Origin of the sequence: Neptunomonas phycophila (assembly GCF_001922575.1) — a bacterium.
GTDB classification, from domain to species: Bacteria; Pseudomonadota; Gammaproteobacteria; order Pseudomonadales; family Balneatricaceae; genus Neptunomonas; species Neptunomonas phycophila.
In genome coordinates this window covers 1872039-1894219 of record NZ_MRCI01000001.1, presented here as the reverse complement: position 1 = coordinate 1894219, position 22181 = coordinate 1872039, and the positions used below count along the sequence as shown (strand labels likewise).

22 protein-coding genes are annotated in these 22181 nt (G+C 46.4%); 5 read left to right on the top strand and 17 right to left on the bottom strand.

The window, feature by feature from the left end:
• Nucleotides 1–39 precede the first annotated feature (39 nt).
• Nucleotides 40–714 carry a type 1 glutamine amidotransferase domain-containing protein gene (locus tag BS617_RS08665; protein WP_075172430.1) on the bottom strand — a complete coding sequence of 225 codons (675 nt, stop codon included), beginning with the start codon at nucleotides 712–714 and terminating at the stop codon, nucleotides 40–42.
• Nucleotides 715–840: 126 nt separating this feature from the next.
• Here BS617_RS08665 and BS617_RS08660 point away from each other — a divergent pair, with 126 nt between their 5' ends.
• From BS617_RS08660 to BS617_RS08650, 3 genes are all read left to right on the top strand, one after another.
• Nucleotides 841–1722, top strand: coding sequence for a LysR family transcriptional regulator (locus BS617_RS08660; RefSeq protein WP_075172429.1), 882 nt, complete (start codon nucleotides 841–843; stop codon nucleotides 1720–1722).
• A gap of 138 nt (nucleotides 1723–1860) precedes the next feature.
• A complete protein-coding gene (locus BS617_RS08655; protein WP_075172428.1) occupies nucleotides 1861–2139 on the top strand; it encodes a hypothetical protein in 279 nt (92 codons plus the stop codon).
• A gap of 139 nt (nucleotides 2140–2278) precedes the next feature.
• Nucleotides 2279–3130 carry a transglutaminase family protein gene (locus tag BS617_RS08650; protein WP_075172427.1) on the top strand — a complete coding sequence of 284 codons (852 nt, stop codon included), beginning with the start codon at nucleotides 2279–2281 and terminating at the stop codon, nucleotides 3128–3130.
• A 10-nt stretch (nucleotides 3131–3140) separates the two neighbouring features.
• Here BS617_RS08650 and hrpB read toward each other — a convergent pair whose 3' ends face one another.
• The 16 genes from hrpB to ccoN form a co-directional block, all read right to left on the bottom strand.
• Nucleotides 3141–5732 (bottom strand): ATP-dependent helicase HrpB, encoded by a 2592-nt coding sequence (gene hrpB / locus BS617_RS08645; RefSeq protein WP_075172426.1) that lies wholly within the window; start codon nucleotides 5730–5732, stop codon nucleotides 3141–3143.
• A gap of 81 nt (nucleotides 5733–5813) precedes the next feature.
• Nucleotides 5814–6356, bottom strand: coding sequence for an adenine phosphoribosyltransferase (locus BS617_RS08640; RefSeq protein ID WP_075172425.1), 543 nt, complete (start codon nucleotides 6354–6356; stop codon nucleotides 5814–5816).
• 153 nt (nucleotides 6357–6509) lie between these two features.
• Nucleotides 6510–7709 carry a DUF3047 domain-containing protein gene (locus BS617_RS08635; protein ID WP_170870335.1) on the bottom strand — a complete coding sequence of 400 codons (1200 nt, stop codon included), beginning with the start codon at nucleotides 7707–7709 and terminating at the stop codon, nucleotides 6510–6512.
• Between the two features lie 102 nt (nucleotides 7710–7811).
• Complete coding sequence (locus tag BS617_RS08630) at nucleotides 7812–8501, bottom strand: response regulator transcription factor (protein ID WP_075172423.1); 690 nt, start codon at nucleotides 8499–8501, stop codon at nucleotides 7812–7814.
• Nucleotides 8486–9691 (bottom strand): histidine kinase, encoded by a 1206-nt coding sequence (locus tag BS617_RS08625; protein ID WP_075172422.1) that lies wholly within the window; start codon nucleotides 9689–9691, stop codon nucleotides 8486–8488. The genes BS617_RS08630 and BS617_RS08625 overlap by 16 nt, the downstream gene beginning before the upstream one ends.
• A 225-nt stretch (nucleotides 9692–9916) precedes the next feature.
• Nucleotides 9917–10693, bottom strand: coding sequence for a fumarate/nitrate reduction transcriptional regulator Fnr (fnr, locus tag BS617_RS08620; protein WP_075172421.1), 777 nt, complete (start codon nucleotides 10691–10693; stop codon nucleotides 9917–9919).
• 84 nt (nucleotides 10694–10777) lie between these two features.
• Nucleotides 10778–12169, bottom strand: a complete 1392-nt coding sequence (gene hemN, locus BS617_RS08615) for an oxygen-independent coproporphyrinogen III oxidase (protein WP_075172420.1) — start codon at nucleotides 12167–12169, stop codon at nucleotides 10778–10780.
• Nucleotides 12170–12249: 80 nt separating this feature from the next.
• Nucleotides 12250–12900, bottom strand: a complete 651-nt coding sequence (locus BS617_RS08610) for a sulfite exporter TauE/SafE family protein (protein WP_075172419.1) — start codon at nucleotides 12898–12900, stop codon at nucleotides 12250–12252.
• Nucleotides 12901–12905: 5 nt separating this feature from the next.
• A complete protein-coding gene (gene ccoS / locus BS617_RS08605) occupies nucleotides 12906–13085 on the bottom strand; it encodes a cbb3-type cytochrome oxidase assembly protein CcoS (RefSeq protein ID WP_075172418.1) in 180 nt (59 codons plus the stop codon).
• A 2-nt stretch (nucleotides 13086–13087) separates the two neighbouring features.
• A complete protein-coding gene (locus BS617_RS08600) occupies nucleotides 13088–15556 on the bottom strand; it encodes a heavy metal translocating P-type ATPase (protein ID WP_075172417.1) in 2469 nt (822 codons plus the stop codon).
• Nucleotides 15557–15567: 11 nt separating this feature from the next.
• Nucleotides 15568–16083 carry a FixH family protein gene (locus BS617_RS08595; protein ID WP_075173506.1) on the bottom strand — a complete coding sequence of 172 codons (516 nt, stop codon included), beginning with the start codon at nucleotides 16081–16083 and terminating at the stop codon, nucleotides 15568–15570.
• 74 nt (nucleotides 16084–16157) lie between these two features.
• Nucleotides 16158–17576: a cytochrome c oxidase accessory protein CcoG gene (gene ccoG, locus BS617_RS08590; RefSeq protein WP_075172416.1), complete on the bottom strand. Its 1419-nt coding sequence runs from the start codon at nucleotides 17574–17576 to the stop codon at nucleotides 16158–16160.
• A gap of 150 nt (nucleotides 17577–17726) precedes the next feature.
• Nucleotides 17727–18617, bottom strand: coding sequence for a cytochrome-c oxidase, cbb3-type subunit III (gene ccoP, locus BS617_RS08585; protein ID WP_075172415.1), 891 nt, complete (start codon nucleotides 18615–18617; stop codon nucleotides 17727–17729).
• On the bottom strand, nucleotides 18614–18805 hold the full coding sequence (locus BS617_RS08580) for a cbb3-type cytochrome oxidase subunit 3 (protein ID WP_249263586.1): 192 nt from the start codon (nucleotides 18803–18805) through the stop codon (nucleotides 18614–18616). The genes ccoP and BS617_RS08580 overlap by 4 nt, the downstream gene beginning before the upstream one ends.
• Nucleotides 18806–18810: 5 nt before the next feature.
• Nucleotides 18811–19431, bottom strand: coding sequence for a cytochrome-c oxidase, cbb3-type subunit II (gene ccoO / locus BS617_RS08575; protein WP_075172414.1), 621 nt, complete (start codon nucleotides 19429–19431; stop codon nucleotides 18811–18813).
• A 17-nt stretch (nucleotides 19432–19448) separates the two neighbouring features.
• Nucleotides 19449–20879 carry a cytochrome-c oxidase, cbb3-type subunit I gene (gene ccoN, locus BS617_RS08570; RefSeq protein WP_075172413.1) on the bottom strand — a complete coding sequence of 477 codons (1431 nt, stop codon included), beginning with the start codon at nucleotides 20877–20879 and terminating at the stop codon, nucleotides 19449–19451.
• A gap of 370 nt (nucleotides 20880–21249) precedes the next feature.
• Here ccoN and BS617_RS08565 point away from each other — a divergent pair, with 370 nt between their 5' ends.
• Nucleotides 21250–21867 carry an alpha/beta family hydrolase gene (locus BS617_RS08565; RefSeq protein ID WP_075172412.1) on the top strand — a complete coding sequence of 206 codons (618 nt, stop codon included), beginning with the start codon at nucleotides 21250–21252 and terminating at the stop codon, nucleotides 21865–21867.
• A 53-nt stretch (nucleotides 21868–21920) separates the two neighbouring features.
• Nucleotides 21921–22175, top strand: coding sequence for a sulfurtransferase TusA (gene tusA / locus BS617_RS08560; protein ID WP_246813406.1), 255 nt, complete (start codon nucleotides 21921–21923; stop codon nucleotides 22173–22175).
• The last annotated feature ends 6 nt before the right edge of the window (nucleotides 22176–22181 follow it).

The following is a 22181-nucleotide window of genomic DNA, read 5'->3' as shown; positions in this document are numbered from 1 at the left end:
GAAAGATGCTCCGGTGCTAGAAGCCGGAGCATCGATCTATTAAGCGGAAAGCTGTTTAACAATTGCTTTCCCAACGGCATGAGCGCTGCTTGGGTTTTGACCGGTAATCAATAGGCCATCCTCGATGACAAACTCACCCCATGGCTGTACCTTGCTATATCGTGCGGCTGTGCGTGCTAATGACTCTTCTAGAAGAAACGGTACGTCGTTAATTGTGCCGTAATCGATTTCTTCTTCTCGAGTAAAACCCGTTACTGATTTAGTAGCTAGTAGAGGCTCGCCAGAGCTTAGTGTGATCGGTAATAACCCCGCTGGGCCGTGGCATACGGCGCCAATAATACCGCCATTTTCGTAGTGTGTGGCGCTGAGTGCGGCAAAGGCTTTGTCAGTGGCTAAATCAGACAGCAAACCAAAACCACCTGGATAAAAAACCGCATCGTAATCATCAATATTGATTTGCGTAACAGGGATCGTGTTATTGATACGGTTTTGGAAGCCCTCATCAGCTAAAACGTTATCATTGACAGAATCGTCTTCAATGTCAGTTCCGTAAAGGGGAGCCTTACCACCTTTTATTGAGGCGATATCATATTCGATCCCATTTTCCATAAATACATGAATGGCATGTGTGATTTCGGGTGAATACGTGCCGTTAGTTTGGTCAGTGTCGCCCAATGTGGCGTGATTGGTCACGGGTATGAGTATCTTTTTCATGATATTCCCTCAATGAATTATGAGTTTCAAAATTTACGTTGTCATTACTGTAAAGCATCTCCAAACGGGTGATAATGGGTCGTATTTGATAATTACAATTGCTATATAGCAATAATAAGGGATGTGATGGACAGTTTTGAGGGCATCATTGAGTTTGTGGCGGTTGCCGAGAGTCGTGGCTTTTCGGCAGCGGCTAAGCAGCTAGGCTGCAGTACTAGTCATGTTAGCCGCCAAGTCGCTCGCCTTGAAAAGCGGCTGGGGTGTTCTTTGTTGGCACGCTCGACCCGTTCAGTTAGTTTAACTGACAATGGCATGGCATATTATCAGCAAAGCAAAGAGCTTGTGGTTGGGCTGCAGCAGGCCAATGAGCAAATAACTCTACAACAGTTCCATTTAAGCGGTACATTGCGCGTTAGTGCTGCGGGTGGTTTTGCTGAACATTTTGTCGCCCCAGCGTTGATGGCCTTTGGCCGTGAACATCCTAGTCTATCCATTGATTTTGATGTGAATAGTAACGTGGTCAACTTTGTTGAGCAGGGGATAGATTTTGCGATCCGCTATGGTGATTTAAACGACTCGAATTTAATTGCTCGCCAGTTGGTAAAGCGGCCCATGATGGCGGCCGCCAGTCCGGATTATTTAGAACAATTTGGCACACCTAATAACCCAAAACAGTTAAAAAGCCATAGTTGTATTATCTCTAACAACGATCATTGGTTGTTTAATAATAACGGTGCTTACGAGAATATAAAGGTCAGCGGGCGTTGGCGCAGTAATAACTCAAATATTGTTGTTAACGCGTGTGAAAGAGGTTTGGGTATCGCATATATGCCAAAAAGTACATTTGATAGATCGCTTAGTAGTGGCCGCTTAGTTCCTGTGCTTGAGCCTTTTTGGAGTAATGGCGCTAGTAGTTGGATTGTTTATCCCAATAGACAGTTTCTTCCCTTACGTGCACGGCTGGCAATTGATTATTTACTGGACCATTTTTCTGATTGGCAGGAGTAAAACTTGATTGTAGCCGAGCAAGGAAGCTTGAGTTCTAGGATGAAGAGAGATGAAATATGGGTAAGCGATTGATAGTTAATGGTTGCGTGGTAAGCTCTTGTTATCAAATTAAATACTGATGGAGTTACGGTCGCTCTTATGAAAAGTTCTTTAACTAAGTTGTGTTGGCCTGTTCTCAAATTTTTTGAGACCGGTATAGAATCGGCAAACTACAAAAAGTCTCACCGTGTGGCGTTAAACGTGCTGGGTTCTTTATTTATCATACTGTCTTTTGGTGCCGCATGGGCTGCGCTCGCTAGCGGTGGGCTAGGTGGTTTCATCCCTGTTGTTGTCTTTTTTGGGCTAGGAGTCGTCGCTGTGATTGTTGGAACTTTAGGGTCTAGTCGCGCTGTATCCAAAATTTGGGGCACTAAGTAGGTGATGAGCAGGCGCAGGTAGTACCAAAACAGGTTTAGATGTTTTAAAAGTACCTTGGGTTTAATGCAGTACAGGCGCATACTGAACTGATCTCAAGTTGTGGTCTGCTTGCAAACTCAAACAACACACATAGGTACTTATGAAGCGCTATAAAATCATTCACCGTACCTACTATAATTATACGGATACTGTTTCTTTAGGGGCGCATCATTTATTGTTACGTCCTCGTGAAGGTTACGAATTACGTATCGAATCTTTCGCGCTTAACATTTTGCCTGCCGCCCAAGTTTTTTGGCACAGTGATGTGGAAGGTAACGCAGTGGCTATTGCTAATTTTTCTGAGTCAACTCAGCGGCTAGCGATAGAAAGCGAAGTGGTTATTCAGCAATATAATGAGTCGCCTTTGGACTTTATAGTCGCTAACTATGCGATTAACTATCCTTTTTCCTACGATGAAGCCGATCAGTTTTTATTATCTCCTTATCGGGTATTACCTGACCAAAAGACCAGAGAGTTATTGAATCATTGGATCTCGTCCACTTGGCATGCCAATGATCCAGTTCAAACGTATACCTTATTACAAGGTTTAACACAGACTATTAATCAAACCTTGATATACAAAGCGAGAGAAGAGCCGGGCGTTCAGTCGGCGCAAGAAACGCTCGCTTTAGGTTCTGGGTCGTGTCGAGATTTTGCCTTACTCTTTATGGAAGCGGTTAAATGCTTGGGCTTGGCTGCTCGTTTTGTGAGCGGGTATCTGTATGCGCCGTTGATGTCTAGCCAAGTGGGCTCTACACATGCGTGGGCCGAAGTGTACATACCGGGAGGTGGTTGGAAAGGATTTGATCCGACCATTGGAGATATTGTGGGAGCAGATCATATACCGGTAGCCGTTTCCCATCGGGCTGAGTCTGTACCTCCTATCTCAGGATCCTTCGCAGGCTCGGCTACGGCAAAGATGGATGTCGGTGTGTGGGTGAGTGAGTGTTAGCCGCTTGAGTCTAACCAGACCAGCTAGAGCCCATTGCCCGTTTCGTTCGGTGCGTGGCTACCGCCGTTAACGGGTCATCTGGCCACGGGTGCTTTGGGTAACGTCCCTTCATTTCTTTTTTTACTTCGGGGTAGACATGCTTCCAGAAGTGCGCCAAATCTTGTGTAACTTGCAGTGGTCTTCCGGCGGGTGACAGTAAATGTAATTTGACGGGCGCGCCACATACGACAGGCGTGCTCGTGCAACCGAACATAGATTGTAATTTAACAGCCAACACGGGAGGGGTTTCACTGTAATCAAGGGTTATAGATTGCCCTGACGGTACTGATACGGTGTTAGGTGCGAGTTGATCGACTGTTTGCAGCTGTGACCAGCTAAGCTGATTTTTCAGCAGCGATAGGAGGTCTATTTTTGCTAGCGTATGCTGGTTGCGCACTTTTCCTAGATAAGGGATCAGCCATGAATCTACCGACGCTAGTAAACCTGCATCACTATAATCTGGCCAAGGCTCTTCCCTGGCAAACCCGTTAATAGAGCGTTCATTGGCCGAGTTTATGAGGAAACGCACTCGTGCTAGCCATGCATGTGTCGTGGCATTCCATGGAAGTACTTCCAGTCCTGATGCTTTAATCCAGCGGCTTATCGCTGCTTGAACTTCTTCATCGGGTAATTGGCTAAGGGCATTACGGTTGAGGATGATTGCACCTACCTTGGTTTGCTCTTCAGCAACTAGCCGTCCATTTTTCGTGCTCCATTCCACGGCCGTTTCATGTTTTACTAATGGTTTGAGCATGCCGGCTAACAGTAAAGGGTCAAGCGCCAACGCAAGTGTAATACGATCACCAGACGTGGTTTCTTGTTGTATCACTTCAGCAATGGCTAACCATTCTGATTTATTAAGCGGGTCGGGCGAATAAAAGCGTGCTCGGCGGCCATTGGCCAGTTGGTAAACTTGTTGTGTGCCATCATTGTTGATGCGTTTCGCAATGCGATCTGGCCACGCGGAGGCTACCAGTAGGCTAGCACGCTGTGCTATGTCCATTGGGGCCGTTAAGTGATTCTCGGCTGGCGGTAGATCACTTTCTTGTGACGTGATGAGCTGCTGAAAGCGTTGGCTTTGTTGTTTGACCGAGGAGCGTAAGTGCTGACTTTCTGGTGTATTAGCCCTGAGCCATGTAAGGCGCTGATGGATGTCGGCTGTGTTCGATTTAAACGGATCCCTTTCGCTGAGTAAGGCGGCCAAATCGGCAGCAAGCGTGAGGGCGCCTATCGATCTTCCTGTGATTAGAAGGTGAGCTAGGCGGGGGTGCGTTGGTAGCTTTGCCATATACTGGCCATAAGGCGACAACCTGTATGTTTTGTGCGTTGTTGCTTCAAGTGCGCCTAGTTGCCGCAGTAAGTCGCAAGCCTGTTGGTAACGGCCGGCGTTGGGCGGGTCTATCCATTGTAATTCTTGCGGAGTGTCGCACCCCCATTGGAATAGCTGCAATGCAAGTGGTGCTAAATCGGCTTGACTTATTTCTGGCGGCGTAAAAGCGCTCAACTGCTGCTGTTGGTCTTGGCTCCAAAGGCGGTAACATACGCCTGGCTCCAAGCGACCTGCGCGGCCCGCCCGTTGATCAGTCGCTGCACGTGCCGCTTTTTTTGTCACAAGGCGGGTCATGCCGGTTATTGGGTCATAAATGGCTTGGCGGCTGAGTCCCGCATCAATCACCACACGGATCCCTTCGATTGTTAAACTAGTTTCGGCAATGTTAGTGGCCAGTACTATTTTTCGCTGACCATTGGAGCTGGGCGCAATGGCGCGTTGTTGCTCGGCAAAATTAAGGTTGCCGTATAGCGGCGCTACAATCACACCGGATGATAAAGGCGTTTGATCTGCTAACAGCGATTCGACTCGACGTATTTCACCTTGACCCGGCAAAAACACTAACAAGCTACCGTGCTCATCTTGCAGGGCTTGTTGGATAATACGTACCACGCGTTTTTCGATGGGCTCTGGATAACCAGCGGTTTTTGGGGGAGCAAAGTAACGGATATCCACGGGGTAAGATCGCCCCTCGCTGCAGATTACCGGGGGGTTATCCAATAACTGGCATAATGCTTGGCTGTCTAAGGTGGCAGACATGACTAATAGTTTAAGTGGTTGTTCTTCATCTCGAAAGTATTCACGACTTTGTAGCGTGAGTGCTAAACCCAAATCTGCATCTAAACTCCGTTCGTGGAACTCATCAAAGATGACCAAACCCACGCCTTCCAGCGCCGGATCGGTTTGGAGCATGCGATTGAGTATGCCTTCCGTGACAACCTCTATTTTTGTATGCCGGCTGACTTTTGTGTCTAACTTAATTCGATACCCAACCGTGTGGCCGACGGGTTCGTTAAGCAATGAAGCCATGCGCTCCGCTGCGGAGCGGGCCGCCAGACGTCGAGGTTCTAACATGATGATTTTTTGCTCGCCAAGCCATGGCTCGTTCAACAAGGCCATGGGTACTTGAGTCGTCTTACCTGCGCCGGGAGCGGCTTGTAGAATCGCCGTATTGGATTGATTTAGCGCGGAAATCAGTTCGGGAAGTACGTCGAAAATTGGCAGCGTGTTCATCAATTAACCTTGATTACACAAAAAGGTAGGGGAAAAGCACAGTGGCTAATGCTGCCGCTGTGCTGAAGTGGCTTAGGGAGATTATAAACCTTCGTAAGCTAACATGGTGTAAACAGGGAAACCGGCATCTTGTATACGCATCGAGCCGTTGAGATCAGGCAGATCAATGAGTGCGGCACATTCAACGACTTCAGCGCCCAATTTTTTGATTAAAGTGCAAGCGGCTAGGATAGTCCCGCCTGTTGCGATTAAATCATCAAAGACTAAAACACGATCACCGGCAGCTACCGCGTCTTTTTGCATTTCTACAGCAGACGTTCCGTATTCTAGTTTGTATTCTTGGTGGATGGTTTCGCCAGGTAGCTTGCCTTTTTTACGCACTAACACCAACGGTTTCTGCATTTGATAAGCCATGATTGATGCGATTAAGAACCCGCGTGCATCGATGCAGGCAATGTGTGAGACATCGGCGTCCATGTAACGTTGGATAAAGGCGTCCGCCACCATGCGTAGTGCTTTTGGCTCTTTGAAAATAGGGGTGATATCACGAAACATCACACCGGGCTCTGGCCAATCTGGCAAGGTACGGATAACCGATTTGACGTAAAACTCGTCGTAAGACATGGATGCTTAGCTCCTGGGCTTGCTTAAAACAGAAAAGCGCTTGTGTACCACACAAGACATAAAAAGAGATTATATCGTTGAAAGGCAAGGGCGGCAAAAGTAGCCGCCCTTAATTACGTGGTTTTGAAACGAAACTGTATGCAGTAGCGTTCGCTAGAGAATGGTTTGCTGTTGTCCGGTTGGGCCTATTCGGATGGCTTGGTAGGCGCATTCTCCATACTGTCGCATGAACAAGGAGTTGGCTATTAACCACACACGCACGACGCGTGTGGCGGGTCCATTAATGATCGTTTTGTAGTCGTCATATAAATTACGTTGCTCTGATACCCATTGGCCTAACTGGGTTGTTCCGCTTCGTTGAACAACATGGGTTTCTACTTGATCCCACCCCGGTATGGGGCAGCGGAACACTTTTCCTACCGGTAAACTGGAACTCCACATATAGGTGATGTCTTGCCCGTCATCAAACTCGACCGCCATGGATAGGTAATCGTGAGCAAGGAGTGTATCTTCAGGCTCTGTGGAGGGGAGCTGATGGACAATCCAATCCCAATCTAGCTGCAAGTTGCTCACTAAGGGCTGATCTGCAAGAGGGTACTGCAAAATGCCTACATTCTTGTGTGTCTCGCAGTCTATGTGTCCTTTGGCGTTTTCGGTGTAGATGCTTCCATCGCCAAACATGAAAATATTGCTCCAGCCTTTAGGCATTAAACTTAACAGACGTTGGCGCTGAAGTTCGGCTTTTAGCATGCCTTGCACATCCCCCGCACTCGACAGCTGAGTCAGGCCTTTTTTGGGGTCGCCTTCCCAGATGATGGCGATGCCTTCCACGTGGCCTTCGCTGGCTTGATACTGCTCAATAGGTACCCATAAATCACCTTGTGGTGATGCGAATTCGCCAACCGAGCGGGCTATTTCTAAAGAACCGTTACGGTCAGCATAAAAAGTCCCTGTGTTTTGCATGGCGTTGTAAATAACACTGCTACCCGTCTTGTTGGTGGTACGTGCGAAAAATACAAAACCAGGTTCAAGCCAGCGACTTTGTTCTTTAAAAAACCACCAGTGTCCAGTAAGCAAAAACGTGACTGCTTGGCCTTGCTCTAGTTTCCCTAAACTTTTTTGCCAGGGTAAATCGGTTGGCGCTAGTTGGAAGCGCTTTATCCGTTTGATCGGTGCATTGGATAGGGTTTGGAGTTGGGTTACGGATTCTTGAAGGGACTGGCCGCTGACTGGCGAAGGTGGTGGTTCCGGTGCGTTAGCGAATGCGCTAGCGCAAGGGGCGAGCAAAGGAGCGGCGGCTAGGGTTTTAATGGCATTGCGTCGGCTGTGGTTGCAGCGATGAGTTTCTGACATGGCTATTATCCTTATCATTATGTCGTTGATGGCGGCAGTACTGACCGTTTCTCCACGATAATAAAAGGAGCGAGGCGCTGAAGTGTCAGGCTTATGTAAGATTTAGCAATTTAGGCTGTAACCCAGCCCGCGGACGGTAACAATGTATCGATGCTCGTGTGATGTGTCGCGTAACTTGTGCCGTAATCCAACCATATACTGATCTAACGCGCGGCTGTTAGGCAGGTAGTGCTGGCCCCATACAAAGTCATACAGTTCGTCCCGCGTGACTACTCGGTTTGTGCTTCGTTGCAGGCGCTCTATTATACGGGCTTCTTTAAGTGTTAACGTTTGAGTGGAGCCGTCAATAAACGTCACTGTGTGCGTATTTAGATCGATTATCGTATCGCCTAGCTTAAGTTGGTTTGAAGGTGGGGTAGGGATAAGGTACGGAATTCGGCGGCGTATTGCGGCTAAGCGAGCAAGCAGCTCCTCAGGGTTGAAGGGTTTGGTTACATAATCATCGGCACCGCACTGTAGTCCTCTAATTTTATCAGAATCGCTGTTTTTACCGGATAAGATCAAAACGGATAGGGCAGGATGTTGGGCTTTGATTGTTTGGCAAAGTTTATCTCCTGACATTTTGGGGAGTTGGCGGTCTATTATGCAAATATCTGGTTGATTAGTGGATAACCAAGTGACGGCTGATTCAGCGCAAGAAAAATCATAACAGCGGTACAGCGAGGCTTGCAGTAAATTACATAAACCTTGGCGTAAGGCGGAGTCATCCTCAACTATTAAAACGCGATACATGAAGTGTCCTGTTGGCGTTTTTTAAGGTTGGTCTGTTTGGGTAGTGTGAGTGTTACAGATACAAAGCACTCATCGCAATCAATTAATAAGTGCCAACCAAATGCTTTGCATAAGGATTTACAAGAGGCGAGCCCTGTACCATCGTTAATTGTTATCGGCGTTTGCACATGTGGCGAGCATCGCTCATTTTTTAACAAAAGAGACAGGCTGTCATCGTCCTGATTGCAGTGATAGATGAATAGCCCTTTGTTTGAGTGTTGAACCACATTATCCAATAAATTAGAAAGAATACGGTTGAGTGCTTGAATTGCACTGTGCGTATCATCGCGTCTGTATGACGTGGCGCTGATGGAGTCGACGGTGATCTCCATAGTACGACGTTGCTGCAAGAGCGTTGGTAAATACGTGTGTATGTGCTTATTTATGATGTCGATTGGAGTAAAAAGGTCGCCGGGTGTGCGGGTGGTGCTGTAATTGATGGGTGGGTTAGCTTTAGGGGGCCTTAGTGATGGTCGTCTCATAAGGTGGTTGAGTTGATAGAGAAGATGCTTAGCTTTGTTCGTTTCTTGTTGTAACGTGTCCAGATAAGGTTGAGGCGAAGTGAAATCGATGTGTTGACCCAATAGATAGGTGTATAGGTGAACATTTGATAAAGGCGATGCAAGGTCATGTATTGTCTGGATTAGTTTGTCGTAGTAATTCAGAACAAGACGTATAAAGCCGATGCACGAGAATAAGATCGCCAACCACAGTGTCGGCATAAATATGGCTGTTGTGGTGTATGTAGACCAAGTGCAGACGGTGTAACCATTCTCCCAACAATGATATTGACTACTGTTGATTATCAAAGGGTGAGAAGTCTGTGACTTCAACAATTGTGTGAAATACGGGAGAGCCATTTTTAAGCGGCTCAATTCAGCCAGTGTGTTATCTAAACCCTCACCCGGATAAATAAGGTCATTATCCTTCCAGAGCGTGATTAATGATAAGTCGGGTTCCTGATATAACAACCGCCTAAGAGACTGTTCTATGGGGTAATCATCTGATAATACTTGATCGATTGTCGCTTGAAATAATTGTGTACGCTGCATGTTATTAATAACCAGCGCATAGCTACAAAGTGCGGCTAGCAGGGCTAAACTAAACCACAGGCGATATTGGCTAAGGCATTGTAGACTGATTAATTTCATGGTTATCCCTTGTGAGCTAAGAGCGCGCACGCACGGTTAACGGTATGGCGGCGTTAACTCTGTTTCTGTAACCATGATTAGTTGAATAAGGCCGGTTGTCTGTCCTTCAAAAGGAGAGTTTTTGAGCGCAATTAGTGCTGTTTTTATTTGAAAGGGCAATGCCGTTTGAGTCCGGCATTGCAGTATATGAGGTCAGCCCTAAAGAAAGAGCAATGATAGAATGCTTTATATAGATAACTCTTGCGTATCGGTTGGCTCTGAAGTGCCAGGGCATTCGCCGGATATTTCATAGAGCTTGTCGATACTTAACAGCTCAATTTCTTTGCCATCAACAGCCAGAATTTCGCTTTTCTGGAAACGTGTAAAGATACGGCTCACGGTTTCGACGGCTAAGCCTAAATAATTCCCTATTTCATTGCGTGACATGGAAAGACGGAAGTTGTGCTCGGAGTAGCCTCGGGCTTTAAAGCGTTGCGATAGTTTTAATATGAACGTGGCAATACGAGCTTCAGCGTTCTTTTTAGAAAGCAAAAGCATCATTTGCTGGTCGTCTTTAATCTCTTTACTCATGGTGCGCATAACTTGGCGACGTAATTCCGGCAGTTGGCCACAAAGGTCATCTAAATTATCAAACGGAATTTCGCAGACGGCAGTTGTTTCAAGCATTTTAACCGAGATCGGATAAATGCCATCGTCATACCCGCTTAGGCCGACAAGTTCACCAGGAAAGTAAAAACCGGTAATTTGCTCTTCGCCTTGGTCCGTAATTGTGTAGGTTTTGACGCTACCGGCGCGAATGGCGTATACGGATTTAAAAGCATCACCTTGGTGAAAAAGGTGATCCCCTTTCTTTAGCGGACGGCTTTTTTCGATAATATCATCGAGACGGTCCATTTCGGTCATGTTGAGTGATACAGGCAAGCACAAAGAGCTCAAACTGCATGTTTTGCAGTGTGACTGATGAATACTATGAACTTTCCCTTCTTTACCGCAATCTGTCATGACAATTTCCTGTCGTAATTAGCCAATACTGCCTCGTTTACAAAGCAGATTATGGACTATTTAGGAAAGCGGGTGAAGGCTATATTAGATAATTCTTGAATAACCGAGAGTGGTATGCTCCTTTGGTATAAAGGCATCGAAGGCCATGCATATGCGCCTGATCAATAATCGACCAGCAGGCGAAACAATAATTTTGTCTTTTTTAACCGATAACAGCTTGTCTTCTTTAAACTGATTGATTTCAGGTAACACATCATTGAAATAGTCAAAGAAGTCGATGTCGTATTTTGTCTCTATCGCGGTAGTATCCAGTGAAAAATGACAAATAAGTTGGGTGATAACATCACGACGTATATGGTCGTCTTTAGTCAGCTGTATGCCACGCCTAATGGCACGGCCTCGATCCTCAATGGCTGCACTCCACGCCGTGATATCATGCTCGTTTTGGTAATACACGTTTCCTACTTGGCTAATAGCCGATACGCCCATGGCGATTAAATCGCAATCGGCATGTGTGGTGTAGCCTTGGAAGTTACGGTGTAATTTGCCTGTTTGTTGAGCGATAGCTAATTCGTCTGTCGGCTTTGCGAAATGATCCATGCCAATATAGACGTAACCGGCATTGAGCAGTTTTTGAATCGTTGACTGTAAAATAGCTAATTTTTCATTGGCGCTGGGCAAGTCGGCTACATTGATATGTCGTTGTGGGCGAAACCGATCAGGCATGTGGGCATAGTTAAATACCGATAAGCGATCGGGGCTCATGTCGATAACTGTATCGAGTGTTTTATTGAACGTTTCGAGTGTTTGGTGCGGTAATCCATAAATTAAATCCATGTTAATGGATTTAAACCCCAATGAGCGGGCCTCATCAAGAATGCGCTGTGTATCTTCAGTTGACTGAACGCGGTTAACGGCTATTTGTACCCGAGGATCAACATCTTGGATGCCTAAACTAATCCGGTTAAAACCTGTAGCGCGCAATGTTTTTAGTGTGTTTGAAGAAGCTTCACGCGGGTCTATCTCGATTGAATAATCGCCTTTATCGTCATTGCGCAGAGCAAAGTGATGACGTAAATGTGTCATCAGTTCTTGCATTTGCTCGTCACTGATAAAAGTAGGCGTGCCGCCGCCCCAATGCAATTGGTTTACAATACGCTGGTTACCGTACCAAGCAGCGGCTTGTTCTATTTCTTTGTAGAGAGTGTCTAAGTAAGGCTGGGCTTTATCGCGGTTGCGCGTAATCACTTTATTGCAGGCGCAGTAGTAGCAAACATGCGCGCAAAAAGGGATATGTATGTATAAAGAAAGCGGCGCATGAACATCACTGGTTTTCAACCCAGTGCGAATTAAATCAATTTCGTTATGCTCAGTATCAAACTGTAAAGCCGTTGGGTATGAGGTGTACCGAGGGCCTGCTAGGTCATAGCGCTTGATTAAATCTGTATTCCAAGCAAGTTGAGTTGGTTGAGCCACAAATAGATCCTCTGTACATCATCATAGTATTGACGCCATGTTAGAGGATACGGATGTGTGTTGTTTTGACAGGAGTCAAGCTAGTGCGTTAATCCCGTCCATGGAATGGTGTAAATGCCAAAGGCGATAATCACGATACCAGCTACAGTATGAATCCATTGGCGCTGGAGTAATTGTTTGATCTCATTAGCTAATAACCCAGTTGCCAGCATGGCAGGTAGGGTACCCAAACCAAAGGTAAACATGAGTACAGCACTTTCTAATGGATGTTGTGCAGAGGCACTCCAAATAAGCGTGCTATAAATAAGACCGCATGGCAGCCAGCCCCAAAAGAAGCCAAGCAGTAGAGCTTGGCTAAGAGTCTGAACGGGCAGTAGTTTGCTGGCGGCGGGGCGGACGATAGACCATAACCCTTGCCCCAATTTTTCGATTCGGGTTAGCCCTTTCCACCATTGCCCGATATAAAGCCCCATGGCGATTAACAAGAGACCTGCACCCGTGCGCAGTATAAGTCCGGTCACGGGATCTTTGATCATGAATCCAAGACTGCCCACCAAAAAACCAGCCAAAGCGTAACTGAATATTCGCCCAACGTTGTATGCAACCAAGTAGTAGCGACGAGACTGCGTCATGGCAATAGAGGCTGCAATACCACCGCACATACCCAGGCAATGAGCACTGCCAAGCAAACCTAATATAATAGCCGTGGTGAGTGTGAGGCTGGTGGGCACGTTATTTACTTCTTATCTTGTTTTGCTTCGTCGGGTATGAGATCGTCATCGTCGTCATATAAAATGCTGTGCGCGGGTGAATCAAGATCATCGTATTGGCCGGTATTTACACTCCAAAAAAAAGCCCAAATAGCAGCGCCCGTTAAAATAACAGCGAGTGGGATAAGAAAAAAAAGAATTTCCATAATTAACGACTCTTCTGGCCTGAGTGTAGCGGTTTACGACGGGGTAACCGAGTGAGACGCAAAGCGTTGCCTACAACAACCAGTGAACTTGTAGACATGCCAATAGCTGCCATATAAGGAGCCACAAAGCCCAAGGCTGCTAGGGGAAGCGCCAGCAAATTATAGCAGATTGCCCAGCCTAGGTTTTGACGAATAATGCGCTGCGTTTTACGTGCTAGGACAATAGCGTCGACTAAGCAGGTTACTTCACTGCTAATCAGTACAGCATCGGCGTTCGTTTTGGCGAGATCGGTTGCGCTGCCCATCGCTATAGAGGTTTGAGCACCGGCTAACACGGGAATGTCGTTGATTCCATCGCCTACCATGATAACTTGCGCCCCTTGGCGCTGTAGTTGCTGTATGTGCGCAAGCTTATCCTGCGGAGAAGCATTGCTGATAATGTCTGTGATAGCGAGTTGTTCGGCTACTGCGGATACAGCCGATGAGCTATCTCCGGTGAGCATGCTAACGCTAAACCCTAGGCGCTTTAATTGCTTAAGGGCTAATGGAACGTCGTTTCGAATTTGATCACTCAGGCTAAACCAGGCTATTGGGGCTTGATCGTTACATAATAATAGCCACTGCTGTTCTTGGTCGGGGGCGTCACGGTAACTGATCGATTGATTGCACAGTTGAGAGGCGAATTCAGGCTTTCCTAAACGGTACTGTTGTTGGTTATATTCGCCGCAGATACCTTGTCCTAAACTCGCCTTTATGTTGTCGGCTGATTGGGCTCCGAAGCGGTGAAACGCTTTAGCGATTGGGTGTTCAGAGTGGGCTTCTAATGCGGCCGCTACCGTTAACGCGTGCTCAGTATCGTAATGCCCGAACGTTACTGTTTGCTGTAGAGAAAGGTTACCTTCTGTCAGTGTGCCTGTTTTATCAAAAACAATATGCGTTGCCGTTGAGAGGCTTTCGAGCACATGCCCGCGAGTAATGAGTAAGCCATGTTGGCGCAGTGTACCGGTAGCCGCTGTTAGGGCGGTTGGAGTGGCTAATGATAGAGCACAAGGGCAAGTGACCACCAGTACTGAAAGAGTGATCCAGAATGCGTTCTCTGGAGCGATATGCCACCAAGCGTAACTCACAACAGCAGCCGTAATGAGTACGGCGGCTACGAAATAGCTGGCTACTTTATCAGCTATTTGTGCAGCCTTTGGCTTTTCTTGTTGGGCACGATCTAATAAGCGCACAATGGCTGATAATTTTGTTTCTGTTCCCACGCTTGTGAGCTGTATTTGAATGGGGTTCTCTACATTAATTGTGCCGCCGACAACAGGGTCGTTGATATGCTTGCTTAATGGGCGATACTCGCCAGTTAATGCAGATTCATCTACCGATGTGCCGCCCACACAGATTGTACCGTCCGCCGGAATTATATGGCCGGGTTTGACTAATACTACATCGCCAACGTTGAGCTCTGTTGCTGGAACCAATGTTTCATTGCCGTTGATGATACGAGTGGCACTGGAGGGTAAAAGGTTGAGTAATGCGTTTCCGGCGCGACCTGTACGGTGACGTGCTTGCATTTCAAGGTAGCGGCCAATCAATAAGAAGAAGGTAAACATAGTAACCGAGTCATAATAGACTTCTCCGGTTTCCAGCAGGGTAGCGGCAGCACTCGCGAGGTAGGCTCCTCCCACTGCTATCGATACAGGCACATCCATACTTAAATGGCGGGCTTTTAAATCTCGTAAGGCAGCCACAAAAAAAGGTCGGGCAGCATAAAACACGACAGGGGTGGCGATAATCAAGCTGACCCATCGAATAAATGCTTCGTAGACCGGCTCTATCCCTTGTAAAGCACCTGCATATAACGCCATAGCCAACATCATTGACTGCATCATACCTAAGCCAGCGACACCTAAGCGGCGAATAGCACGTTTCTTTTCAACCTCAAGCAGTTGCTCTTCTTTATCAGGGTGATAAGGGTGGCCTTTATAACCGATACGATAAATGGACGACATTATATCGCTCAGTTGTATATCGGTTTCTTTCCAACGGATACGAGCGCGGTGGTTCGTTAAATTGACTGAAGCTTGGATGACGCCCGCTTGTTTCGCTATATGATGCTCTAATAGCCAGACGCAAGCGGCGCAGGTGATCCCTTCGATCACGAGAACGGCTTCTTTGATTTCAGGCTCTACTTCAGAAACAAACTCTTTTTGAATAGAAGGGTTGTTATAGAGAAGTAGCTCATCTTGAACACTGCTAGGTAACTCTTGCCCAGCGAGTTCAGGAGGTAGGACCAGTTCACCTTGACGATGCTTGTAATAATGCGTCAAGCCGCTGGAAACAATGGTTTCGGCAACGGCTTTGCATCCGGGGCAACACATAGGTTGCTCTTTATCGTTAATAAGCGCGCTAAAGTGTGTGCCGGATGGAATTGCCTGTCCGCAGTGAAAGCAGCGTTCGTTGGTAGAGCTTTGCATGTTTAAGGGCTCTACTGCTCTGGTTTCATATCAACTGTTTTTTGATCGTAGGGCGGCTGCATTTCTTCATGGAGATGCCAGCTTTCGTCTGCAGGGAATAAAAACAAAAAGCGTTTGCCAGTGATTTTTCCTGTTAGGGAGCCCGTGTATAAATTTTGAGCGCCAACGGCTTTTAACGTAATTGCTTGGTCATATTTTTGGTGCGTGGGGTGAACAATATCGAGGGTTAGCGATGCAGGAGCAGGGTTCAGGTTTCCAGAAAGCGAAACCATAACATCACCGGTAATAGTGTCTAGTTTGACTTGCGCTTCGATATTTTGATCCAACGCTCGTTGGTTCTTTTCTGATTTTACTTCGTAGCCACGGGCGATACGGTAATAATCATCTTTGACTACGCCGTCCATCGTTACGATTGACAGGTATAAAAAAGAAAAGCCGTAAATAAAAACAGCAATAAGAGGGGTAAGGATGAACCATAACCAAGGTTGTTTGTACCACGGTGCTATTACTTCGTTTTCTTCAGTCATATCTCTACTGCTTGTATAAAAATAGCTGCCATTAAGTGTGGCAGCCATTTTACCTGAATTAACGCTTGGGTCGACTATCTGCGTGGGGCAGGGCCGATAAAGCGATTCTCTTTCGTTATTTCAATACCGCTACCATCGGTAGCCTCCGCTGTTATCTTAATGTCATAACTCGGGTGCTCTAGGTTAGCTGGATCAACGCGCAAGCGAATTGTTTGGTTGATGAGTTGGCCTGCCTCAACCGTAACGAGCTCTTTACCTATGAGTTCGATACCTTTAATTCCGCTTACCGAGATACGGTACTGATGGGCTACTTGTTCTTTATTGGCAATTTTGAGTGTGTAAATGTTCTCAATCATGCCATTGTTTGTTTCTTGGTACAGCTGTCCTCTGTCACGAATACATTCAAGCTCAATTGGAACACGTGTACCAATAGCGTAAACGAAAGCTGCACACATCAGCAGGAGCACTGCAAAATAACCGATTAGGCGAGGGCGTAAGAGGTGTGTTTTTTTACCTGTTAGCTGATGCTCAGTTGTATATCGGACAAGCCCTCTTGGGTAATTCATTTTGTCCATGATTTCATCACATGCATCGATACATGCACCACAAGCAACACATTCGTACTGTAACCCATCTCGAATATCGATTCCGACAGGGCATACATTGACACAATGTCCACAATCAATGCAGTCGCCTAGACCTTCAGCTTTATAATCTGCATTTTTTTTGCGCTTACCTCTTTTCTCTCCGCGCTCTTCATCGTAAGAAATAATGAGGGTGTCTTGGTCAAACATAACACTCTGAAAACGAGCGTATGGGCACATGTAGATACAGACTTGTTCTCGAAGCCAGCCTGCATTGGCATAAGTCGCTACAGCAATAAAGCCGATCCACCACATTTCCCATGGGCCAAGCGAGAAATTAGCAACATCCTGTACAAGCTGTCGAATAGGTGAGAAATAACCCACAAAGGCGATTGCGGAGGTAATGGCAATAATGAGCCAAAGAAAGTGTTTTACCGTCTTCTTGCGCAATTTGCTGGCATTCATGTTGCTTTTGTCTAGCTTCATGCGTTGGTTGCGGTCACCCTCTGCTAAGCGCTCAGCCCAAATAAATAACCAAGTCCATACAAATTGTGGGCAGGCATAACCGCACCATAAGCGCCCAGCGAAAACAGTGACAAAAAATAATGTAAACGCCAATATGATGAGTAGCCAAGAGAGAAGCATAAAGTCTTGCGGCCAGAACGTCATTCCAAATACATGGAACTGACGATTAGGTAGGTCAAACAAAACGGCTTGCTTGCCATCCCATTGAATCCAAGAAAAGCCATAGAACATTATTAGCATAATGGCGCCGCTAATAATGCGTAGGTTTTTAAAAATACCCCGGTAGAACTTTACGTAGATGTGTTCGCGTTTGGCGTACAAATCATAGCTTTCAGTTTCTGGTTTTTTGGGGTTGGTAACATCTTTTATAGGTATCTGGTTCATGCCTGTGCTCGCAAGCCGAATAGAGAATTGGGGTCGTGCTAATTAGCATGTGCTAATGTTTATTAGAAGATCTTAATATTACCATGGTTTCTACAAAAAAAGGCGACACGGTATTAACCCTATCGCCTTTTGATTGATAACCGTCAATAACTACTTAGACAAGCTATATACATACGCCACGATTAGCTGGATTTTATCTTGGCTGAGTAGGTCTTTGTGCGCCGGCATTACACCAGCACGACCCGCACGAATAGTGTGCGCTACATCAGCAAAGCTATTGCCATATAACCAGATATCATCGGTCAGGTTTGGCGCCCCCAGCATTTGCATCCCTTTACCGTCTACACCATGGCAAGCGGTACACAGTGATTCAAATGACTTCTTACCGTTGGTCACCGCTTCGGCATCAACTTCTTTACCACTTAAGGAAAGAACGTAGCTTGCCACATCACGAACACCGTCTTCACCTAAAACAGCGCCCCATGCAGGCATGGCTCCTTGGCGGCCGTTAACGATAGTTTGAGTGATTGTTTCTGGTTCACCACCATACAGCCAATCGTTATCGGTTAGGTTAGGAAAGCCGTGTGCACCTTGCGCCGCTGTGCCATGACAAACCGAGCAGTTGTTGGCAAACATACGCTGACCCATACGCAAACCTTCTGCGTTTTCAGGTTTTTGTAAGTCTTCAACACTCATGGCCGCATATTTAGCGAACACTGGTTTGTAAACCTCTTCAGCGTGGGCCATTTCTTCTTCCCACTGGTTGGCAGAAGTCCAGCCTAGTAAGCCTTTGAAGTTTCCTAGACCAGGGTAAAGTGCTAGGTAAACAAGACCAAATATAACGGTGCCAAGGAATAACATGAACCACCAGCGAGGTAGGGGGTTATCGTATTCCGCTATGCCGTCAAACTCATGCCCAAGTGTTTCTTCTGTTTCCTCTTTAAAGCTTTCGCTTTTACGAGTTTGCAGGAGTAACCAAGTGCAACCAAAAATTACTGCTAAGGTAATGACTGATACCCAAGCGCTCCAAAAAAAGCTCATTTTTCCACTCTCCTGTTTGGATCCATCGCCTCTTCGGTGGCTGCCTCTTCTTTATCGTCTGCAAAGGGCAGTTGAGATGCTTCATCGAATCGCTTTTTGTTACCAGGTAATAGCACCCAGATAAACAAGCCAACGAAAGTCAGTAGCATAATTACCGGAATAAATGGACCGTAAACATCGTAACTCACTGTAATTACCGCTTATTGTTGTAAACAGAATGTGTTTTACCCAACGCTTGCAGATATGAAACCAATGCGTCGATTTCATACTTGCCAGCCACGTCGTCTTGCGCGGTTTCCATTTGCTCTTCGGTGTAAGGAACACCTAACTTTTTCAGAACAGCCATTTTAGCAGCGGTATCTGATCCTGTTAGCTTGTTCTCGAATAGCCAAGGATAGGATGGCATTTTAGACTCAGGGACCACATCACGTGGGTTATACAAGTGAGCACGGTGCCAATCATCAGAGTAACGACCACCAACACGGGCCAAATCAGGACCGGTACGCTTCGAACCCCATAGGAACGGGTGCTCCCACACGTGTTCGTTGGCAGTAGAGAAGTGACCATAACGCTCAGTCTCGGCACGGAAAGGTCGGATCATCTGCGTATGGCATACATGGCAGCCTTCGCGGATATAAATATCACGCCCTTCAAGCTCTACAGCACTATAAGTACGTAACCCTTCAATAGGCTTTGTTGTTTGTGCTTGGAAGAACAATGGAACTATCTCTGCAAGACCACCACCGCTGATAACGAGGATGATCAGCAAAATCATTAAGCCAATGTTCTTTTCAATAGTATCGTGTTTAATCATCTATTCTGCTCCTTCGCTTAGGCTGCCTGCGCAGCAGCAGTCGCTACTGGGGCGTTGCTGTTCTTGCGAACAGTCTGCCAAGTGTTGAAGGCCATCAGCAGCATACCGGTTACCCAGAACATACCGCCCATCCAGCGAACCATATAGCCGTAATGTGATGCCTCAAGTGCTTCAACGAAGCTGAACATTAATGTTCCGTCTTCATTAACAGCGCGCCACATTAGACCTTGCAGAATACCGTTAACCCACATCGCACAGATGTAAAGTACAGTCCCGACAGTAGCCAACCAGAAGTGAGCATTGATTAAACCGACACTCCACATTTGAGCTTTACCAAATATCTTTGGCAGCATGTGGTAAGTCGCACCAATAGAGATCATCGCAACCCAGCCTAAAGCGCCCGCGTGAACGTGGCCGATGGTCCAGTCTGTGTTGTGAGAAAGGGCGTTAACCGTTTTGATAGACATCATCGGACCTTCGAAAGTCGACATGCCGTAAAACGAAAGAGAAACAACTAGGAAGCGAAGTACAGGGTCGGTACGAAGCTTATGCCAAGCTCCTGAAAGCGTCATCATACCGTTGATCATGCCACCCCATGAAGGAGCGAGAAGAATCAAAGACATAACCATAGCAACAGACTGGGTCCAGTCAGGAAGGGCTGAGTAATGAAGGTGATGACCACCAGCCCACATGTAAGTCGCGATAAGCGCCCAGAAGTGAACGATGGATAGGCGGTACGAGTAAATTGGACGTTCCGCTTGCTTAGGTACAAAGTAGTACATCATGCCCAAGAAGCCCGCCGTTAGGAAGAAACCTACAGCGTTGTGTCCGTACCACCATTGAACCATGGCATCAACGGCACCCGGGTAAACTGAGTATGATTTCCACATGCTGACTGGAATTACCATGCTGTTTACTATGTGCAGTACTGCCACGGTAATGATAAAAGCCATGTAGAACCAGTTACCTACATAGATGTGGGATGTTTTACGCATTTTAACTGTGCCCAAGAACACAATTGCATAAGAAACCCATACCACTGCAAGTAAAATGTCGATTGGCCATTCAAGCTCTGCATACTCTTTTGATGAGGTCAGGCCCATCGGCAGTGTGATTGCTGCCAGCACAATAACGGCTTGCCAACCCCAGAAGGTGAATGCAGCCAAGCCATCTGATATCAGACGGGTTTGGCATGTACGCTGAACAACGTAGTAAGACGTTGCAAACAGCGCGGAACCACCAAAGGCGAAAATAACCGCGTTGGTGTGTAGTGGGCGTATACGACCATAGGTTAGCCACGGAGTATCGAAGTTTAGTGCAGGCCATACCAGTTGGGCAGCGATTAAGACGCCCACTGACATACCGACTATGCCCCATACCACCGTCATAATGGCAAACTGGCGCACAACTTTATAATTATAAGTTGGGTGTTCAGTTACAGTGCTCATGTCAGGCTCTCATCAAAAGCTTAGTTTTACTATCTTAGTTTACAATAGAGTTCCACGGGCAATTATCTTGGAATAGCCCTGCAGTTTCAACGTGATTCCATTGTTGAATGGGGCGTATTGTCGCACATGAAGTGTGGGAAATATATTCCCTGTAAGTTCTATATGGATAAAATGTGTTTTTTTAAGTGATTGTTTTTTAAGGTTTTTCAAATAATATTTTTGATTCTTTATTCGAGGCGCTACTAATGTCTGCGTACAATAGGCCTTTGGTCGAGGGGCTTTGGTAGCGTGGAACCCTATTAATATTGTGGCTTTACTTGATTTGCATCAACATGGTGGAACGAGTGGCTTTCAAAAATGAACGAGAAATATGACATTCCTAACCCACGGTACACCTAAAAAGGCTCGTATTCTGTTTATGCATGGTGCTGGTGCGCCAATGGATAGCGAGTTTATGAACGATATGACACTGGCTTTGGCATCCGATGATATTCAAATAATACGTTTTGAGTTTCCTTACATGGCCAATAGGCGCGTAACCGGAAGGAAAGCACCGCCTCCAAAAGCCGAAAAGTTGATAGATGATTGCCTAGAGGTGATAGCTCGTTATGATGATGTTCCTCTCTTTTTGATGGGGAAATCCATGGGGGGGAGAATTGCTTCGATGGTATTGGAGCAAACTTCTGCGATAGCGGCGTTTGCGTTGGGTTATCCTTTTCATCCATCTGGCAAGCCAGACAAATTACGCATATCACATTTTGAGAGCCTGTCTAAACCCATGGTTGTGATGCAGGGCACGCGTGATCCTCTAGGCAATAAAGAAGAGGTAGAGGGCTATTGTTTGCCTGAAATCGTGACGGTTCACTGGTTTGCTGATGGCAATCATGATCTAAAGCCGCGTGTTGCTTCTGGGTGTACTCAGCGTCAGCATCTGGAGCAGGCCGCTGTGTTGATCCGATCAGAGATCCGTAAACTTTTAGCCGATTGAGGACACGGCTTCCGCTAGGTCCGTTTATTTGCGACAATAGGGGCGCATTGAATATGGAACTGAACATGATAGATATAAAAGAAGATAGCCTGTTAGATGCGACAGGGCTCTACTGTCCAGAACCTGTAATGTTGTTACACAACAAAGTGCGAGAGCTGGAATCAGGGAATGTATTGATGGTTGTTGCCACCGATCCTTCTACTGAGCGTGACATTCCGAAGTTTTGTACATTCCTCGGACATGAATTGTTAGAGCAGATCCATGAAAACGAAACATTCAGATATTATATTCGCGTTGGCGAATCCTAAGGTGAC

Coding starts and splice junctions, on each gene's coding strand:
- BS617_RS08665 (WP_075172430.1), bottom strand. CDS start 714: ATGAAAAAGATACTCATACCCGTGACCAATCACGCCACATTGGGCGAC.
- BS617_RS08660 (WP_075172429.1), top strand. CDS start 841: ATGGACAGTTTTGAGGGCATCATTGAGTTTGTGGCGGTTGCCGAGAGT.
- BS617_RS08655 (WP_075172428.1), top strand. CDS start 1,861: ATGAAAAGTTCTTTAACTAAGTTGTGTTGGCCTGTTCTCAAATTTTTT.
- BS617_RS08650 (WP_075172427.1), top strand. CDS start 2,279: ATGAAGCGCTATAAAATCATTCACCGTACCTACTATAATTATACGGAT.
- hrpB (WP_075172426.1), bottom strand. CDS start 5,732: ATGAACACGCTGCCAATTTTCGACGTACTTCCCGAACTGATTTCCGCG.
- BS617_RS08640 (WP_075172425.1), bottom strand. CDS start 6,356: ATGTCTTACGACGAGTTTTACGTCAAATCGGTTATCCGTACCTTGCCA.
- BS617_RS08635 (WP_170870335.1), bottom strand. CDS start 7,709: ATGTCAGAAACTCATCGCTGCAACCACAGCCGACGCAATGCCATTAAA.
- BS617_RS08630 (WP_075172423.1), bottom strand. CDS start 8,501: ATGTATCGCGTTTTAATAGTTGAGGATGACTCCGCCTTACGCCAAGGT.
- BS617_RS08625 (WP_075172422.1), bottom strand. CDS start 9,691: ATGAAATTAATCAGTCTACAATGCCTTAGCCAATATCGCCTGTGGTTT.
- fnr (WP_075172421.1), bottom strand. CDS start 10,693: ATGACAGATTGCGGTAAAGAAGGGAAAGTTCATAGTATTCATCAGTCA.
- ccoS (WP_075172418.1), bottom strand. CDS start 13,085: ATGGAAATTCTTTTTTTTCTTATCCCACTCGCTGTTATTTTAACGGGC.
- BS617_RS08600 (WP_075172417.1), bottom strand. CDS start 15,556: ATGCAAAGCTCTACCAACGAACGCTGCTTTCACTGCGGACAGGCAATT.
- BS617_RS08595 (WP_075173506.1), bottom strand. CDS start 16,083: ATGACTGAAGAAAACGAAGTAATAGCACCGTGGTACAAACAACCTTGG.
- ccoG (WP_075172416.1), bottom strand. CDS start 17,576: ATGAACCAGATACCTATAAAAGATGTTACCAACCCCAAAAAACCAGAA.
- ccoP (WP_075172415.1), bottom strand. CDS start 18,617: ATGAGCTTTTTTTGGAGCGCTTGGGTATCAGTCATTACCTTAGCAGTA.
- ccoO (WP_075172414.1), bottom strand. CDS start 19,431: ATGATTAAACACGATACTATTGAAAAGAACATTGGCTTAATGATTTTG.
- ccoN (WP_075172413.1), bottom strand. CDS start 20,879: ATGAGCACTGTAACTGAACACCCAACTTATAATTATAAAGTTGTGCGC.
- BS617_RS08565 (WP_075172412.1), top strand. CDS start 21,250: ATGACATTCCTAACCCACGGTACACCTAAAAAGGCTCGTATTCTGTTT.
- tusA (WP_246813406.1), top strand. CDS start 21,921: ATGGAACTGAACATGATAGATATAAAAGAAGATAGCCTGTTAGATGCG.